This is a genomic window from Amycolatopsis samaneae (genome assembly GCF_039541975.1).
In the GTDB taxonomy this organism is placed as follows: domain Bacteria; phylum Actinomycetota; class Actinomycetes; order Mycobacteriales; family Pseudonocardiaceae; genus Amycolatopsis; species Amycolatopsis samaneae.
In genome coordinates, this window is record NZ_BAABHG010000009.1 from 42,098 (window position 1) to 58,092 (window position 15,995).

Sequence of the window (15,995 nt, forward strand, 5' to 3'; positions counted from 1 at the left end):
CACATACGGAGTCTTGACGGCCCGGCGGGTAGTGCGAGCGGTCCGGGGTGCTGGCGCGGCTCACGAGCTGAAGGACGCCTTCAGTGCGTTGGGCGAGCTGAAGGACGCCTTCGGTGCATCCAGCGCACTGAAGGACACCTTCAGCGCATCGGGCCCGCACCGAGGGACGCCTTCGGTGCATTGAGCGCGCCGAAGGACGCCCTCGTCGCAGCCACCGCACCAGGGGCGTCCCTCGGTGCCCACGACGTGCCCCCCGCACCCGGCGGACCCCGCCACAAAGCCGTGAAGGCCTCCTTCACAGCGCTCAGCGCTGTGAAGGAGGCCTTCACGGACCTTCGAGCAGAGCGGGTCTCAGTTCCCGGCGGAGCCCGGGGTGAGGACCTTGTCGATCACGAACACGGTCGCGTTCTTGGTCGCGATGTTCCCGCACAGGATCTTCGCGCCGTTCACGGTCAGCTTGTCGCCGCTGCCCGCGAAGGTCAGCTGCCCGCCCTCGGTGTCGAGCGTGGCGGAGTTCTTCGCGGCTTCGAGGCCCTTGACGTCGAGGCGCTTGCCGACGACGTGGAAGTTCAGCAGCGACGTCAGCTCGGCGCCCTTGAGCTGGCCGAACTTCGCCTCGCCGTAAGCCTTGACGGCGTCGTCGGACGGCGCGAACACGGTCACGCCGGGGGCACTGTTCAGCGAGTCCGTCAGGTTCGCGCTCTTGATCGCGGCCGAGAGCTTGGTCAGCAGCGGGTTCGCCGCCGCGGCGGCGGCCACCGTCTGCTGCCCCATCGCGGTGACGCCGCCCGCCTCGCTGCCGTGCGGGAGCGTCTCGCACGCGGCACCGAAGACCGCCGAGCCACCACCCTCGGCGGGGGCGTGCGCGGTGCTCACCGGCGCCGACGACGGCGCCGCGGGCGCGGGCGGCGTCGCGGACTTGTACTGCTCGGCCTTGCCGCTGTACGCGGTGTCGTCCGGGTTGCAGGCCGTCAGGGCCAGCACGGCCACGGCCGCGATGCCGGCTCCGGCGACGCCGCGAAGCTTCACCACAACGATCACTCCCTGTTCGGTCCGGGAACGCCACGACAAGACCGTCTCGTCACCCGGAGCAGTCCGGGTCGCCACCCAAGGTTTTACTGTGCCGGTAGATACCAAACCGACCGAAAGTAAGCGGCTACTCCTGAGTACACCCGGTTTTCTTGTCAGCTTACTTTCGATCTCATTGGTATGCCGGAGCACCCCGCCCGAACCGTGGAAGGGGTGGTCAGCGTGCGTCCAGTGTCACCGAATGCCACCCGGTCGCGCCGTCCGGGACCGGATCGGCGCGGGCCTCGGTCTGGGTGTACCCGGACCGGTCGGTGGCGCGGACGAAGACCTGGTGCGAGCCCGGCGGGACATCGAGTTCGGCCCACCACATGCGCCAGGTGTCCCGGTTGACCTCGGCCGACAGGGTCGTCTCCCGCCACGGCCCCTGGTCCAGCCGCACCTCGACCTTCGTGATCCCGGTGTGCTGCGCCCACGCCGTCCCGGCGACCCGCAGCCTCCCCGCGGTGACCCGCGCGAACCCGCCGGGCGTGTCGATGCGGGACTCCGTCTTGATCGGCGCCTCGCGGGCCCAGCCACGGCCGAGCCAGTACGCCTGGCGCGCGTCCCAGGTCGTCACCTCCAGATCGGTGACCCACTTCGTCGCGGAGACGTAGCCGTACAACCCGGGGATCACGATCCGCGCCGGGAAGCCGTGCTCGACCGGCAGCGGTTCGCCGTTGAGCCCGATCGCCAGCATCGCGCCGCGCGCCGGGTCCAGCGCCGCGCCGATCGGGGTACCGCACGTCCAGCCGTCGGCGCTGGTCGCGGCCAGCTGCTCGGCACCGGGCCGCACGCCCGCCCCGCGCAGCAGGCCGGCGAGATCGACGCCCAGGAAGCGGCCGGTGGAGATGAGCGGCCCGCCGACCTCGTTCGACACGCAGGTCAGCGTCACCAGCCGCTCGACGAGCGGGCGCGAGCGGATGTCGGCGTAGGAGAAGGTGAGCTCGCGATCGACCATGCCGTGGATCCGCAGGCGCCACTTCTCGCTGCGCAGCTGCGGGACGACCAGCGCGGTGTCGATGCGGTAGAAGTCGGCGGCCGGGGTGAGGAACGGCGGCGTGCCGAGCTTGGCGAAGTCGGCGTCCGGCGGGATCGGCGGCGCGGTTCGGGCCGGCACGAGTGGCCCGATCGCCTCGCGCGAGCCCTCGGCGTTCGTGCTGGTCCCGATGAGCTGTCCGCCCAGCCCGGCGACTCCCGCGCCCGCCGCGACACCGACGCCGGTGACCAGGAACTTCCGGCGCGACTCGCCGTCGTACGACCGCGGTGGCACCGGCGGCGCGAGCCGGTGCAGCCCGGTGAACGCGGCGAGCCCGGCGACCAGCGCGGCCACCGGGGCGAGCAGCGCGAGCTGGCCGAGGTCGGTGCGGACGTAGACCGCGGCGATCCCGGCGGCGCCGAGCAGGACGACGAGTACCTGGCCCGCCAGCGGCCTGCGCCGCGAAAGCTGCCCGGCGGCCAGCGCGAACAGCACCAGGACCACGCCGAGACCGATCTTGAGGACGAGCTTGTCCGCGGTGCCGAGAGTGCGTTCGGCCCACTTCACCAGCGCCTGCGGGCTGTGGTCGATCACGAACGTCGCCACCGCGACGAACGGTGAGGCGGCGTACCCGACGAACGCCGCGACCAGGTGCCCGGCACCGAGCGCGGCGGCCAGCGCGAGCACCCCGACCAGCGCGGCGACCGGGAGCGAAAGCCGTCGCTGTTCCTCTTGAACCTCTTGCGCGTCCACGTCTCCATCTTCGACGCGGGACGCGCGTCCGGCTCGACTCCGGGCCTTACCGAGCTGTTACGTCCCAGGCTGTCACGCCAGCGCGGCGCGGAGCCGGTCCTCCTCGACCTTCCAGTACCCGTGCTCGGCGCCGTCGACGAGGATCACCGGGACGCGGTCGCCGTACTCGGCCCGCCACTCCGGGTCGGTGTCGACGTCGGCGGCCTCCCACGGCACCCCGAGCTCGCCGCAGATGCGCTCGACCTCGGCCTCGGCCGTCACACACGACGGGCAGCCGACCCTTGTCATCACCGTCACCCGATGCGCCATGACCCCATCCTCCCCGAAGGTCTCTGAAGGCCACCTTGAGGGACTTGAGTTCCCTGAAGGTGGCCTTCAGAGACCACTAACGGAGCCGGAGGCGGCGCAGCTTGCCGGTGGCCGAATGCGGCAGCGATTCGGTGAACTCGACGGCGTGCGGCACCTTGTACCCCGCGAGCCGCGCGGCGCAGTGCTCGACGACCTGCTGCTCGGACAGCGAGGCACCCTCCGCGGGCACCACGAAGGCCTTGACCGCCTCGCCGCTGCGCTCGTCGACCACCCCGACGACCGCCGCCTCGGCGACCTCCGGCAGGCGCCCGATGACCTCTTCGACCTCGCGCGGGAAGACGTTGAAACCGTTCACGATGATCAGGTCGTTGGCCCGGTCCACCAGGTGCAGATCGCCCTCGCTGTCGAGATAGCCGACGTCGCCGGTGCGGTACCAGCCGTCCTCGCCCGGTCCGGACGTCCCGTCCGGCCAGTACCCGGAGAACAGGTTCGCGCCGCGGACCGACACCAGCCCGGTGCCGCCCTCAGCGTCCAAAACGTCGAACACGTCGTCGGGGTCGTCCGGGTCCAGCGGCGGTTCGCCGGCGGCGCCGTCGCTGTCCACCAGCCGCAGCTCGACGCCGGGCAGCGGGCGGCCGACCGAACCCGGCTTCGGGTACCCGGTGACCAGCGTGGAGGTCACCACCGGCGCGCACTCGGTGAGCCCGTAGCCCTCGTAGACGTCGAGGCCGGTGGCCTGCCGGATCGCGGTGAGCACCTTCGGGTGCAGCGGCGCGGCGCCCGAGTTCATCCGCCGGACGGTGGCCAGCCCCCGCCCGAGCGCCTCGGCGCCGAGCGCGGCGAACTCCGCGTACATCACTGGCACCCCGGTGATCGAGGTGACCCGGTGCTCGACGCACAGTTCGAGCGTCCGCACCGCCTCGAACCGCTCGGACAGGACCGCGGTCGCGCCGACGGCGGCCGCCTGGAGCAGGCCGGGGCCGAGCCCGTAGACGTGGAACAGCGGGATCGTGATCAGCACCCGGTCGGTGGCCTGGAGCGCCCCCTGGACCTGGCTCAACTGCGCCAGGTTCGCCAGCAGCGCGCGGTGCGAAAGCATCACGCCGCGCGGCGGCCCGGTCGTGCCGGAGGTGTAGGAGATGACGGCGATGTCCTCGCCGCCCCGCACGACGTCGACGGGTTCGGCGGGCGCGCCGCCGGCCCTCGGCGGCAACGCCACGACGTCCTCGGGCAGGTCGTCCCCGGCGGTTCGCTGGAGCACGACGAGCGCGCCGCTGTGGTCGAGCAGCCGGTGCAGCTCCGGCGCCGGGGCCTGCGGGGAGATCGGGACCACGATCGCGCCCGCGCGCAGCGCCGCGAAGAGCCCGACCACGAAGTCCGCGGAGGTCGGCAGCCGCAGCGCGACCCGGTCACCGGGGGTGACGCCGGCCTCGGCGAGCCTGGCCGCCTGCGCGGCCGCGGCGGCGTCCAGCCCGGCCCAGGTGAGCACCTCGCCACTGTCCGTGTCCCGTATCGCGACACCGCTCGGCCGGTCGGCCGCGGCCGTTCCGAGCAGCGCGGCTACTCCTTCCGGCGCACCGTCCTCGGCAGTCACGCGCACCCCACTTTCCTCGTCGGAAACCGTTGCCAGTCTGTCATCTCGTCCCCCGTCACGGGGATACCCGGCGTTCGTCGCACTTCCGCAACCTCGATACCCCTACCTACTTCGCGGTAACAACACGTATGCTGCACTGCGTCGCCGGGTGGTGTTGATCACTTCCGGCGGCCGAGCAAGAGGGAGCCGCCGTGACGAACTTGCCTGCCCACGAGGTCGTGGGGCACGCGGGAAGGCGTGTTCCCGTGCGCGGAAACAGTGTCGTCAGCAGGGGTACCGGGGGCAGCGCAGACGCCGGAGGTGCCATCCGATGACCGTGCCGACCGCCGCCGCCCACCGGCCGGTGGCGATGTTCACCGAGCGCGTCCTCGGCGGCGTTCCCCTGAACCGGCGCGCCGGGGACACCACCGCGGACACCCGCGAGAGCGAACGCGCCGAGGCCGCCAAGGCCGAGGCGTGGGAGCTGGTCCGCGCCGCGCAGGGCGGGGACGCCTCCGCGTTCGGCAGGCTCTACGACCGCTACGTCGACGTCGTCTACCGGTACGTCCTGTTCCGGCTGGGCGACCGCGACCTCGCCGAGGACGTCACGAGCGAGACCTTCCTGCGCGCGCTGCGCCGCATCACCTCGGTCAGCTACCAGGGCCGGGACGTCGGGGCCTGGTTCGTCACCATCGCCCGCAACCTGGTGCTCGACCACGTGAAGTCCAGCCGGTACCGGCTGGAGGTCGTCACGGACGAGGTCAGCGAGCCGGGCGGCGCGCACACCCCCGGTGTCGGCGGCCCGGTGCCCGCCGGGCCGGAGCAGCAGGCGATCGCCCACGCCACCCGCGCCGAGCTGCTGCGCTGCGTCGCCGCGCTGGGCGACGACCAGCGTGAGTGCATCATCCTGCGCTTCCTGCAGGGGCTGTCGGTGGCCGAGACGGCGCAGATCATGAACCGCAACGAAGGAGCCATCAAGGCGCTCCAGCACCGCGCGGTACGACGTCTGGCACAACTTCTGCCCACCGGTTTGCGCTGAACTTCGTAACTTCGTGCTCATTGCCCGGAATCCGTAACTCTCCCGCGCGCTGAATCGTTTTTCCTGCCAGACCGGCAGTCAGGGGCCGGTGATGCGGGACGGAGCAAGACCGTGGGCGTGCCCGGGTGGCAGTCGCGGGAGCGAGCCGAGCGTGAGCGGTTCGCTCGCGCCCTCGAACCTTCGCCGGAGCGGCGGGGCGACGAGTTCGCCGACGAGCTGGCCGTCGTCGGCGCGCTGCGCGCGCTCGGCGGCACCGGCTCGCCGGACCTTCGGACGCGACAGCGGATCCACGCGGAGATCGCGGGACGGCTGGCCGCGGCCGAAGACGCGCCTTCGCGTCGTCGTGTCCGCGTGGCCAACCTGGCGGCCGCCGCGGCCGCGACGTTCCTGACCCTCGCGGGGCTCGGGCTGGTGCTGTCGAAGGACGCCCTTCCCGGCGACACGCTGTACGGGGTGAAGCGGGCCGGGGAGTCGGCGTCGCTCGGGCTGGCGTTCGGCGAGCGGGCCAAGGCCGAGAAGCACCTCGAATTCGCCGGGCACCGGGTCACCGAGCTCGGCGAGCTGACCCCGGCGACCCGGGCCGAGGTGTACCGGCGTACGCTCGGCGACTTCGGTTCCGAGGTGCGCGCGGGCGTCGCGGGCATCACCACGGTCGCGATCGGCGGTGCCGGGCAGCAGCAGCTGACCGAGCTGCGGACCTGGGCGCTGGAGCAGTCGGCGCTGCTGGCCACGCAGGAGACCAAGGCCCCCGCCGACACGCTGACCGCGTTCACCGAGGCACGGGGACTGCTCGACCGGGTACGGCAGCGCTCGGCCGATCTGGTCTCGCGGCTGGGCTGCTACCGGATCACCACCGGCTCGGCGGACGAGCTGGGCGCGCTCCCGGCGCGCGGCGAGTGCGCGGCGCTCCCGGCACCGTCGACGGGCGGCGGCCTCGCGCCCCCGCCCGTGGAACCCGTCACACCGCCGGCCACCGGGGAGACCACGCCGCCCCCGGCGCAGCTCGTGGTTTCGCCCGGTTCGGAGCCGGCCGCGACCGCTCCGTCCTCGCCCGCCCCGACGCACAGCACGACGCCACCACCCGTATACGCGCCACCGATTCCCACGCCGAGCCAGCCGCGCCTGCCGACGCCGACCTCGCCCCCGCCGCCCCGGCTTTCGCTGCCGCCACTGCTGCCCGGCCTGCCGCCGATCATCGTTCCGTGACGGAGGCCATACCCCGGACGGGGAAGGTGGGCGCTCGCTACGCTGTGCTCAGGCATCCCGGACGTTCCGGGCCGCCTGGGCGGTAGCTGGACCTGGAGGCGGTGTGCGTGTCCGCTTGGCGTAGCAAGGACAAGACCCAGGAACTCGAACGCCGCGCCGCGCTGGCGGGCGAGGCGTCGGCCGAGGCTGCCACCACGATCGCCGAACCGCCCGCGCCACCCGCCCCGCCGGATCTGACCGCGGCGGCCTTCTTCGACGTGGACAACACGATGATGATGGGCGCGTCGATCTTCTACTTCGCCCGCGGGCTCGCCGCGCGCAAGTTCTTCACCACCTCGGATCTCGCCGGTTTCGTGTGGGGCCAGGTGAAGTTCCGCCTCGGCGGGCGGGAGAACAAGGAGGACATCAAGACCCACCGCGAGCGCGCACTGTCCTTTGTGGCTGGTCGGACGGTGGCCGAGCTGACCGCGATCAGCGAGGAGATCTACGACGAGCTGATGGCGGACAAGATCTGGTCCGGCACCCGCGCGCTCGCGCAGATGCACCTCGACGCCGGGCAGCGGGTGTGGCTGGTCACCGCGACGCCGATCGAGCTGGCCGCCATCATCGCCCGGCGGCTCGGGCTCACCGGCGCGCTCGGCACGGTCGCCGAGACCCGCGACGGTGTCTACACCGGACGGTTGGTCGGCGACATGCTGCACGGCCGCGCGAAGGCGCACGCGGTGCGCGCGCTGGCCTCCCGCGAGGGCCTGAACCTCAAGCGCTGCACGGCGTACTCGGATTCGCAGAACGACGTCCCGATGCTCTCCACGGTCGGCACGGCGGTGGCGATCAACCCCGACGGCGGCCTGCGCGAGGTCGCCCGCGCCCGCGGCTGGGAGATCCGCGACTTCCGCACCGGCCGCAAGGCCGCGAAGATCGGCGTCCCCTCGGTGCTGGGCGCCGGCGCGCTGGCCGGTGCCGTCGCCGCCGGACTGGCCTACCGCAAACGCTGACCCCGTACGCGGAGCATCCCCCCGGGCGCCGCGCCGGAACACCCGCCCCCAACCAGGGCCCCACTTCCGGCCCTGGGCTCCTCCATCCACCAGGTATCCCCCCGCCCTCTCCGGGGGACGGCCCCAGCAACATTCTATCGCCGGGGTACGACGGGGCCCGGAAAACGAGGCGTGGGGGCGGGAGTTGTCCACAATCACCTGGGGCTGTGGACAAGCGGCGGGAACGCGGCGGGCGGGCCCGGACATGTCGCGAACGTGGCGGTGGGGACGTCGAGTGTCCCGAACGCGTCTTTCGGGACAGCGGTCCGGAAAGGCCGGACACGCCACCATGTCCCGAACGCCTCGTTGCCGACGCTGAACGTCCCGAACGCGCCGTTCGGGACACGCGCCCACCGGACACGAGCACACCGGCCGCAAAAGCGCTGAAGGACGCCTTCAGTGCGTTGGCGGTGCTGAAGGACGCCTTCAGCGCATCGAGCGCACCGATGGCGTCCTTCAGCACATCGCCGAGCAGCACATCGCCGAGCACACCGACCCGAACGAGCTCAGCCGCGGAAGACGCTCTTCCGCTGTGACAGCCGCCGGTACAACGTCTGCTGGATCGACTCGCGCACCTGGTCGGTCAGGGTGAACACCAGCATCGGGTCGTCCACCGCGTCCGGCGCGTACGCGTCGGTCGGGATCGGCTCGCCGAACTCGATGCTCCACTTCGTTGGCAGCGGGATCGCGCCGAGCGGGCCGAGCAGCGGGAAGAACGGCGTCACCGGGAAGTACGGCAGGCCCAGCATCCGGGCCAGCAGCCGGATGTCGCCGAGCTTCGGGTAGATCTCCTCGGCTCCCACGATCGACACCGGGATGATCGGCACCCCGGCCCGCAACGCCGCGGACACGAACCCACCACGCCCGAACCGCTGCAGCTTGTACCGCGCGGAGAACGGCTTCCCGATGCCCTTGAAGCCCTCCGGCCAGACACCGACCAGCTCACCCTTGCGCAGCAGGCGTTCCGCGTCCTCGGCGCAGGCCAGCGTCTGCCCGGACTTGCGGGCGAACGAGCCGACCAGCGGCACCCGGAACACCAGGTCAGCGCCGAGGCCGCGCAGGTGCCGCGACCCCGGAGTCTCGTCGTGCACGGCCACCGCGGTCATCAGCGCGTCCAGCGGCACCGTGCCGGAGTGGTTGCACACCAGCAGCGCGCCGCCCTCGGCGGGCAGGTTGTCCGCGCCGAAGGTACTGACGCGGAACCACTTCCGGTACAGCGCGCGCAGCGGCGGCAGGACCACCGCTTCGGTCAGCCCGGCGTCGAAGCCGAACTCGTCGACGGTGTAGTCGCCGGTCAGCCGGTCACGCAGGAACTCCAGCGCGGACAACAGCGACGCCGGCAGCACGTCGGTGTCCGACGGCTCGGGTGCCGCGTGGCCGCCGCTCCCGGGGAAGGCCACCACCGGGGCATCGTGGCGTGCCCGGTCCTGGTTCGCCGCGTCGGCCTCGCGCGGGTCGCGGTCGGCCGGGGGCGCCGCGGCCTTTTCCCGGCCGGGACCGTGCAGGGGAATGATCTGTGCCTCGGCACCGCTCACGGTGTCCGCCTCGCCTTCGAAGTCCGTTGCCCGGCTCACCGTTTCGCCGCCTGCCCGGTCGCGGCGGCGACGAGCACCTTGCCGGCGAGCCCGGCGAGCTTGCCGCCGTCGACCACCGGGCGCAGCCCGCGGCCGGTGATGTAGTCGTCGAACGCCTCGCGCGTGGTCCAGCGGGGCGTGTAGCCGAATTCCTGCTTGAGCTTCGTGATGTCGACCACCCTGCCGAAGTTGAGCAGCCGGACCTGATCGGCCGAGAAGTCGACCACCCTGGCGCCGCGCAGCACCTTGCCCACCGAGGGCACCACCATGCGCGGCATCGGCAGCCCGACCCGCCCCGCCCGGCGGATCGCCTGCGACAGCGTCAGCACGCCGTCCGAACCGACGTTGAACACGCCGGGCTTGTCCTCCAGCGTCGCCCGTTCCAGCACCGACAGCGCGTCGGACGCGTGCAGCAGTTGCAGGCGCGCGTCGTAGCCGAAGACCGTCGGCACCACCGGCAGCGCGAAATACCGCGAGAGAACCGTGTCGACCTCGGGACCGATGACGTTCGCGAACCGGCAGAGCGTCACGGTGATGTCGGGGCGGCGGCGGACGAGACCCCGCACGTAGCCCTCCATCTCCACGGCGTCCTTCGCGTACCCGGCCGACGAGGCCGGGATCAGCTCGGAGTCCTCGGTGAACACAGCCTGGGAGCGTGCCCCCGCGCCGTAAACGGCCGCGGTCGACTTCACCACCAGCTTGCGCACCCGCGGTGAACGCTGGCACGCGGCCAGCAGGCGCATGGTGCCGATGACGTTGACTTCCTTGATCGCCGTCCGGCGCCCCGGCCCCGCCGGATGGGCCGTGCAGGAGGCGTGCACCACGGTGTCGACCTTCGCGGTGCTGATGACCTTCGCGATCAGCGGGTTGCGGATGTCCGCGCGGACGAACTCCGCGTGCCCCATCCGCTGCAGCACCGCCTTGTCCGGCGGCACGGTGTCGACGCCGATCACACGCTCGAACTCGGGGTTGGTGCCGAGGCGGGCGAGCAGCTTCCCGCCGAGTTCCCCGGCCACCCCGGTGACGAGCACGATGTTCGACGGCATGAGACTCCCTGCGGCGTAGGGCGGTGACGGGCGGATGATCACCCAAGGTGCGCGAACCTGCACTCACTGGAAGCATCGCGCGGACGCGTCACCGATGCTACCGCCCCGCGGAGGCACCTCTACCAGGTCTTACATGCTCTTAACCACGATCGCGTGGAAAGCGATCCACGCCTCACTCGAATGGGCGGACCGACCCAGAACATGGACGTGGCCCGTCCAGAAGCTGGACGGGCCACGGTCACGACCGGGGAAAACCGGCGATCACTTACCGGCTTTCCTGCGCTGCACGCGCGTGCGGCGCAGCAGCTTGCGGTGCTTCTTCTTGGACATACGCTTGCGGCGCTTCTTGATCACAGAGCCCATGAGCGCTCCTTTCCTCGTCGTTGGTCACGCTGCCCGGCGCAGCGTCCAACGCGTGGAGCGCACAGGCACGAGCGGTCTACCAGGTTACCCGTGTGGGTTCGCGGGCCGGTCGGCGGGCACGTCGAGCGTGCCCGCGACCGGTCAGCCCACGTCGAAGTAGGCACCCTGGAGATACTCGTGCACCGCCTTCTCCGGCACCCGGAACGACTTGCCCACCCGCACCGCGGGCAGCTCCCCGGAATGCACCAGGCGATAGACGGTCATCTTCGAGACCCGCATCAGCGTGGCCACTTCGGCGACCGTCAGGAACTGGACCTGCCCTACGGAAGGCAGTTCCTCCTTCTTGTTCGGCGACATGATTACCGCGTCCTTCGACACGTGTCGCGCCACGAGGCTTCCCCACCTGTGGTATCGACACGCACGTGCTCCTTCGAGGGTAGCGGGACAGGTGGGGCTAAAGCGACGTCAGACCGGGTTCAATCTCAGGCCCCGGGTGCCGCCTTACCAGCGGGCTCGTCACGCTGTGAAGTCGCACGTTCGGCTGAACGGCGCCTTCCCGCTCATCCTTCGTGGGCTTTGCCCAGGTCGACGGAGCGATCCCGCGCGGCCTCGATCGCGGCCAGCAACGCGGCGCGGACGCCGTGCTTCTCCAACTCGCGGATCGCGTTGATGGTCGTGCCCGCCGGGGACGTCACGGCCTCGCGCAGCAGCACCGGGTGTTCCTCGGACTCGGCGAGCATCTTCGCCGCGCCCACCGCCGACTGGATGATCAGCTGCCCGGCGAGCGCGCGCGGCAGGCCGAGCAGGATCCCGGCGTCGATCATGGCCTCGACCAGGTAGAAGAAGTAGGCCGGACCGGACCCGGACAGCGCGGTCACCGCGTCCTGCTGGCCCTCCGGCACCTCGACGACCTCGCCGACGTGCGCGAGCAGGTCCTTCACCAGCGCGACGTGCTCCGGGGTCGCGTACCTGCCCGCGGACACCGCGCTCATCGCCGCGCCGACCAGCATCGGCGTGTTCGGCATGACCCGCACCACCGGCACGCCCTCGGCCAGCCGCCGCTCGTACAGCGCCGTCGGCAGGCCCGCGCACAGCGACACCACCAGCGACTCCGTGCCCAGCAGCGGCGCCAGCTCGGTCAGCACCGGGTCGATGTCCTGCGGCTTGACGGCCACCACGAGCACGTCCGCCCGCTTCGCGGCGTCGGCGACCTCGACGCCGCGGACCCCGTAGCGCTCGGTCAGCTCGGCCGCCCGCGCCGGGTACCGCTCGGTGAAGAGCAGGTCCTCGGGCCGGTGCCCGCCGTGCAGCAGCCCCGACAGCAGGGCCTCCCCGATCTTGCCCGCGCCCAGTACCGCGATCACAGTCATGCGGACCAGCGTGCCAAACCGGCACCGGGTGTCAGGAGCTGGGTGTCGGGGCGAGCGCGAGCTGCCTGGCCTGGCAGACGAGCCGTCCCTGGGAGTCCACCACCGTCGCGTCGGAGTCGAACCAGGACTCGTGCACCGCGCGGGCCTCGACGATCACCCGCAGCCAGCCCGGCGCCGGACGGGTACGCAGCAACGCGGTCAGCTGCACGGTCGGCGCCCAGCCGACGCGGCCGAGATTGGCCACGACCGGCGGATTGATGTCACCGGCGAGCAGCGCGAAGTACGGGTCGGCGAGGCCGTGACGCGGCCGTACCCACAGCCGCATGCGCGGGGGTTCGCCGACGCGGCCGGACAGGTAGCCCGCGGTCGCCGGGTCGACCCGCACGTCGCACGCCTTGCCGAGGCCGAACACGCCTTCGGAGGTCTCCCCGGTGATCGACGGCGACCCCGGCGGCGGCTCGGCGGGCATCATCGGGACGTCGGACCATTCCGGGCGGCGCATCGGCAGCCGCCCGGTCGTCACCCGCGCCTCGACGCAGCTGCGGCCACGCTGCTCCAGCCGGACCGCCACCACGGTCGCGCGGCGGCCGACCTTGCGCAGATCGGCGCGCAGGAGCACCGGGCCGAGCGCGGGCGCGTGCAGGAACTCGGCGCTGATCGCGAGCGGTTCGGCCGGTGGCTCGCCGCGTTCGTGCAGGCTGGCTATCGCGGTCCTGGCCAGCAGCGCGAGCAGGAAGCCGCCGTGTGGGTGGGCGCCGATCGACCATTCCGCGCGCAGCACCGCGGTGAACGAGCCGTCCCCCATCGAGCGGATCGCGCAGGCGGCGTCGAGCGACGCGCCGCCGGGGTCCGTCGCGCTCACGAACGGCCGATCCCGGCCCCCGGAAGGCCCGGGCCCTCCGACCCCGGCGGGCCTGTCGGATCCGTACCGGCGGCGGGGTGCAGCGTACGCAGCGGGTTCACGGTCGGAACTTTACGTGTTCACAAGCGGGAAAAGCAGGTACCTGTGATCGTGTCCGGAAAAGATGATCTTGCTACTGGCCCAGGTGCAGCCGGGCGAACAGCAGCGCCTCGGCGAGATCGCGGGCCCGCCGGGCGGCGTTCGGCGCGTGCCGGGTGTTGATCTCCAGCACGACCTGCCCGGCGAAATCGCCGCTGACCAGCTTCTCCAGCAGTTCGGCGCACGGCTGGTTCCCCCGCCCAGGCACCAGGTGCTCGTCCTTCGGGACCCCGGTGCCGTCGGCGAGGTGGACGTGCCCGAGCCCGGCCCCCATCCGGTCGGCGAGCGCCAGCGCGTCCATCCGCGCCGCCGCGGTGTGCGACAGGTCCAGGGTGTAGTGCCGGAATCCGACCTCGGTCGGATCGATGGACGGGCGGAAAGCCGACACCCGCGCGTTGCGCGAGCCGCCCGGCGGCCGCACCTTGAACATGTTCTCGACCGCGACCTCGATGCCGCTCTCGTCCTCCAGCTCGCGGACGAGACCGGGGAACGCGTCGCCGTAGCGGCGCTGCCAGCGGAACGGCGGGTGCACCACGACGGTGCGGGCGCCCAGCTCCACGGCGGCCTCCACGGACCGGCGCAGTCGCACCTCCGGATCCGGGGACCACACGCGCTGGGTGATCAGCAGCGACGGCGAGTGGATCGACAGCACGGGCACGCCGGTGCGCCGCGACCAGCGCCGCAGCGCCGCGACGTCCTGGCTGACCGCGTCGGCCCACACCATCACCTCGACGCCGTCGAAGCCGAGTTCGGCGGCCAGCTCGAACGCGGCGCCGGCGCCGAGCGGCCAGACCGAGGCCGTTGACAGCCCGACGGGGACATGCGCCGAGGATTCGCTCACGCCGCCCATCCTGCCCGCTGCCCCCTCCGCCGCCCCGCCCGGTCACGTCACGCCGCGGCCGAACACCCCAATGTGGCATTCCGAACGCCACATTGGGTGCGTCCAACGCACCGAACGCCACATTGGGGCGCTTGGGCCACCCCGAAAGCGCGCGGTCGGACAAGCCTGGAAGTGATCCGGGGCCTGAACGCTAACGAGATACCAGGAGCAGGGCGGCCGGGGACACCGTGACGACCAGGCCGACCAGCACCGCGAGGACCGTGGTCTGCAGGTCCTCGGCGCGGCGGATCTTCCGCACGATCCAGACCAGTGCGACGACCACGACGAGCGCGGCGACGAGCGCGGCGGCCGGGATGTTGACCCACAGCCAGTTGAAGCCCAGCCAGACCCCGGCGCCGCCGACCACGCCGAGGGCGAGCTGACCGGCGAGCACCAGCCACTGTCTGCCCGGCGAACCCTGCGGCTCGGGCTCGGCGGCGACGGCTTCCGCCTCCGCCGGCGCGTCCTGCTCGTACTCGTCCTCGTACTCGCCCTGCTGGTCGTAGCCGTAGTCGTCGCGGTCGAAGTCGGGACCGTCCGGGTAGGACTGCCCGTCGAACTCGCGCTCGTACTCGTCGAGGTTGTCCGGCGGGTCCTCCCGGCCGGGCGCGAACGGCATCGGCGCGGGGTGGCCCATGGTGGGCGGGCCCCCGTCGTCGTAGCTGTCGTCCGCCGGGTACGGCTCCGGCTCGGGGCCGGCCTCCGGCGGCACTGGCGGGACGACCGGCATGACCCCGATCTCGGTGTCCTCCAGCTGTTCCTTCTGCCGCCGCTTGCGCCAGCCCGCCAGGCCCGCGGGCGGGGCGTCGGCGGCGGGCGGTGGTGGCGGCGCGGGTGCCTCCACCTCGTCGGCGACGGCCGCGAACTCCTCGGTGTGCGGCTCCGCCTTGGGCGCCGGGCGCCGGGCGGGTCCCCGGCGGGGACGGCGCGACGGCGCCTCGGGGGGCGGGACGGCGAAGGCGCCGCTCGCCATCGGCGCGGGCGGCACGTCGGCGTCCGGCTCGCCGTCGAGACCGTCCAGCCGGGACGACAGCTCACCGGGCGGCGGCGGGGGGACCTGACCGGGGCGGCGGATCGGCTGGACCTGCTCGCGGGTCTCCTCGGCCGAAGACGGTATCGGTGCCTGACGCGGCGGACGGCGCGGCGGGACCGGCATCTGGCCGGACTCCTGCGGACGCGCGAACTGGCCCGGCTCCTGCGGCGGCCGGACGAACTGGCTCGACTCCTGCGGCCGGACGAACTGCCCCGACTCCTGGGGAGGACGCCCGAACTGGCCCGATTCCTGCGGCGGCCGGACGTAACCGGACTCCTGCGGGCCGGGCCGGGCCGGGGGCGGCGGCACGTTCGGCCGCGGCAGCGGCTGCGAGTCCTGTGGGACCGGCCGCGGGGCGGGCGGGGTGTCCCCCGACGGCGCCCGCCGCGGCGGGCGCCCCGCGGGCGGGGCCGGTGGGGCGGGCGGCGCGACGGGCGGCGGGCTGTCCGCCGTGACCCGGTCGATGATGGCCTGCGGAGCGGTGTCGCTCACGCTCGACCGCCGCCGGGTACCGGGTTCCGGGGCCGCGGGCTCGTCGTCGTCCGCGGCACGCCTGCGGCGACGCCGTGACCCCTCGACCTGCCCGCCGTGTTGGGCGAGCAGCTCGGCCACGGTCTTCTGCGGCTGGTCGCCTCCGGTCTGATCCGTCATACCGTGCAGTCCCAAGCGCGCTCGGGGTTTACGGCACCGGGTGAGGCGGAGGCCGACGCGAGCGACAATCGCGAAGCTGCTCGTGTTGGCCGACCGGGTGCGGGTGTCCCGCACAACTCA

Annotated in this window: 15 protein-coding genes; 3 read left to right on the forward strand and 12 right to left on the reverse strand. The window is 72.5% G+C overall.

Features of this window, described 5'->3' with window-relative positions:
* Positions 1–351: 351 nt before the first annotated feature.
* The 4 genes from ABD987_RS23770 to ABD987_RS23785 all read right to left on the reverse strand — a co-directional run bounded on the left by ABD987_RS23770 (position 352) and on the right by ABD987_RS23785 (position 4,700).
* Positions 352–1,032 carry a fasciclin domain-containing protein gene (locus ABD987_RS23770; RefSeq protein ID WP_345397675.1) on the reverse strand — a complete coding sequence of 227 codons (681 nt, stop codon included), beginning with the start codon at positions 1,030–1,032 and terminating at the stop codon, positions 352–354.
* 214 nt (positions 1,033–1,246) lie between these two features.
* Positions 1,247–2,797 (reverse strand): molybdopterin-dependent oxidoreductase, encoded by a 1,551-nt coding sequence (locus ABD987_RS23775; protein ID WP_345397678.1) that lies wholly within the window; start codon positions 2,795–2,797, stop codon positions 1,247–1,249.
* Positions 2,798–2,869: 72 nt separating this feature from the next.
* Positions 2,870–3,106: a glutaredoxin family protein gene (locus ABD987_RS23780; RefSeq protein WP_345397681.1), complete on the reverse strand. Its 237-nt coding sequence runs from the start codon at positions 3,104–3,106 to the stop codon at positions 2,870–2,872.
* A 76-nt stretch (positions 3,107–3,182) separates the two neighbouring features.
* Positions 3,183–4,700 carry an AMP-binding protein gene (locus ABD987_RS23785; RefSeq protein ID WP_378214318.1) on the reverse strand — a complete coding sequence of 506 codons (1,518 nt, stop codon included), beginning with the start codon at positions 4,698–4,700 and terminating at the stop codon, positions 3,183–3,185.
* A 310-nt stretch (positions 4,701–5,010) separates the two neighbouring features.
* Between ABD987_RS23785 and ABD987_RS23790 the strand changes: the two genes are divergently transcribed.
* From ABD987_RS23790 to ABD987_RS23800, 3 genes are all read left to right on the forward strand, one after another.
* Positions 5,011–5,718 (forward strand): sigma-70 family RNA polymerase sigma factor, encoded by a 708-nt coding sequence (locus ABD987_RS23790; protein ID WP_345397684.1) that lies wholly within the window; start codon positions 5,011–5,013, stop codon positions 5,716–5,718.
* 111 nt (positions 5,719–5,829) lie between these two features.
* The gene (locus tag ABD987_RS23795; RefSeq protein ID WP_345397687.1) at positions 5,830–6,924 is read left to right on the forward strand and encodes a DUF5667 domain-containing protein; all 1,095 of its coding nucleotides are present in this window, start codon (positions 5,830–5,832) and stop codon (positions 6,922–6,924) included.
* A 92-nt stretch (positions 6,925–7,016) separates the two neighbouring features.
* Positions 7,017–7,919, forward strand: coding sequence for an HAD family hydrolase (locus ABD987_RS23800; protein ID WP_345398808.1), 903 nt, complete (start codon positions 7,017–7,019; stop codon positions 7,917–7,919).
* A 545-nt stretch (positions 7,920–8,464) separates the two neighbouring features.
* On the opposite strand, the gene ABD987_RS23805 is transcribed toward ABD987_RS23800, so the two are convergent.
* The 8 genes from ABD987_RS23805 to ABD987_RS23840 form a co-directional block, all read right to left on the reverse strand.
* The gene (locus tag ABD987_RS23805) at positions 8,465–9,532 is read right to left on the reverse strand and encodes a lysophospholipid acyltransferase family protein (RefSeq protein WP_345397690.1); all 1,068 of its coding nucleotides are present in this window, start codon (positions 9,530–9,532) and stop codon (positions 8,465–8,467) included.
* A complete protein-coding gene (locus ABD987_RS23810) occupies positions 9,529–10,578 on the reverse strand; it encodes an NAD-dependent epimerase/dehydratase family protein (protein WP_345397692.1) in 1,050 nt (349 codons plus the stop codon). Before ABD987_RS23810 ends, ABD987_RS23805 begins: the two co-directional genes overlap by 4 nt.
* A gap of 261 nt (positions 10,579–10,839) precedes the next feature.
* Complete coding sequence (locus tag ABD987_RS23815; RefSeq protein ID WP_007030867.1) at positions 10,840–10,941, reverse strand: 30S ribosomal protein bS22; 102 nt, start codon at positions 10,939–10,941, stop codon at positions 10,840–10,842.
* 141 nt (positions 10,942–11,082) lie between these two features.
* Positions 11,083–11,298 (reverse strand): helix-turn-helix domain-containing protein, encoded by a 216-nt coding sequence (locus tag ABD987_RS23820; protein WP_345397694.1) that lies wholly within the window; start codon positions 11,296–11,298, stop codon positions 11,083–11,085.
* 203 nt (positions 11,299–11,501) lie between these two features.
* Positions 11,502–12,311: a pyrroline-5-carboxylate reductase gene (proC, locus tag ABD987_RS23825; protein WP_345397696.1), complete on the reverse strand. Its 810-nt coding sequence runs from the start codon at positions 12,309–12,311 to the stop codon at positions 11,502–11,504.
* Positions 12,312–12,342: 31 nt separating this feature from the next.
* Complete coding sequence (locus ABD987_RS23830) at positions 12,343–13,173, reverse strand: thioesterase family protein (RefSeq protein WP_378214310.1); 831 nt, start codon at positions 13,171–13,173, stop codon at positions 12,343–12,345.
* 172 nt (positions 13,174–13,345) lie between these two features.
* The gene (locus tag ABD987_RS23835) at positions 13,346–14,119 is read right to left on the reverse strand and encodes a sugar phosphate isomerase/epimerase family protein (RefSeq protein ID WP_378214317.1); all 774 of its coding nucleotides are present in this window, start codon (positions 14,117–14,119) and stop codon (positions 13,346–13,348) included.
* 223 nt (positions 14,120–14,342) lie between these two features.
* Positions 14,343–15,875 (reverse strand): hypothetical protein, encoded by a 1,533-nt coding sequence (locus tag ABD987_RS23840; protein WP_345397702.1) that lies wholly within the window; start codon positions 15,873–15,875, stop codon positions 14,343–14,345.
* Positions 15,876–15,995 lie beyond the last annotated feature (120 nt).

What these genes read in the sequence shown, in the direction of transcription:
- ABD987_RS23780 (WP_345397681.1), bottom strand. Translation starts at nt 3,106, where the DNA reads ATGGCGCATCGGGTGACGGTGATGACAAGGGTCGGCTGCCCGTCGTGT.
- ABD987_RS23790 (WP_345397684.1), top strand. Translation starts at nt 5,011, where the DNA reads ATGACCGTGCCGACCGCCGCCGCCCACCGGCCGGTGGCGATGTTCACC.
- ABD987_RS23810 (WP_345397692.1), bottom strand. Translation starts at nt 10,578, where the DNA reads ATGCCGTCGAACATCGTGCTCGTCACCGGGGTGGCCGGGGAACTCGGC.
- ABD987_RS23815 (WP_007030867.1), bottom strand. Translation starts at nt 10,941, where the DNA reads ATGGGCTCTGTGATCAAGAAGCGCCGCAAGCGTATGTCCAAGAAGAAG.
- ABD987_RS23820 (WP_345397694.1), bottom strand. Translation starts at nt 11,298, where the DNA reads ATGTCGCCGAACAAGAAGGAGGAACTGCCTTCCGTAGGGCAGGTCCAG.
- proC (WP_345397696.1), bottom strand. Translation starts at nt 12,311, where the DNA reads ATGACTGTGATCGCGGTACTGGGCGCGGGCAAGATCGGGGAGGCCCTG.
- ABD987_RS23840 (WP_345397702.1), bottom strand. Translation starts at nt 15,875, where the DNA reads ATGACGGATCAGACCGGAGGCGACCAGCCGCAGAAGACCGTGGCCGAG.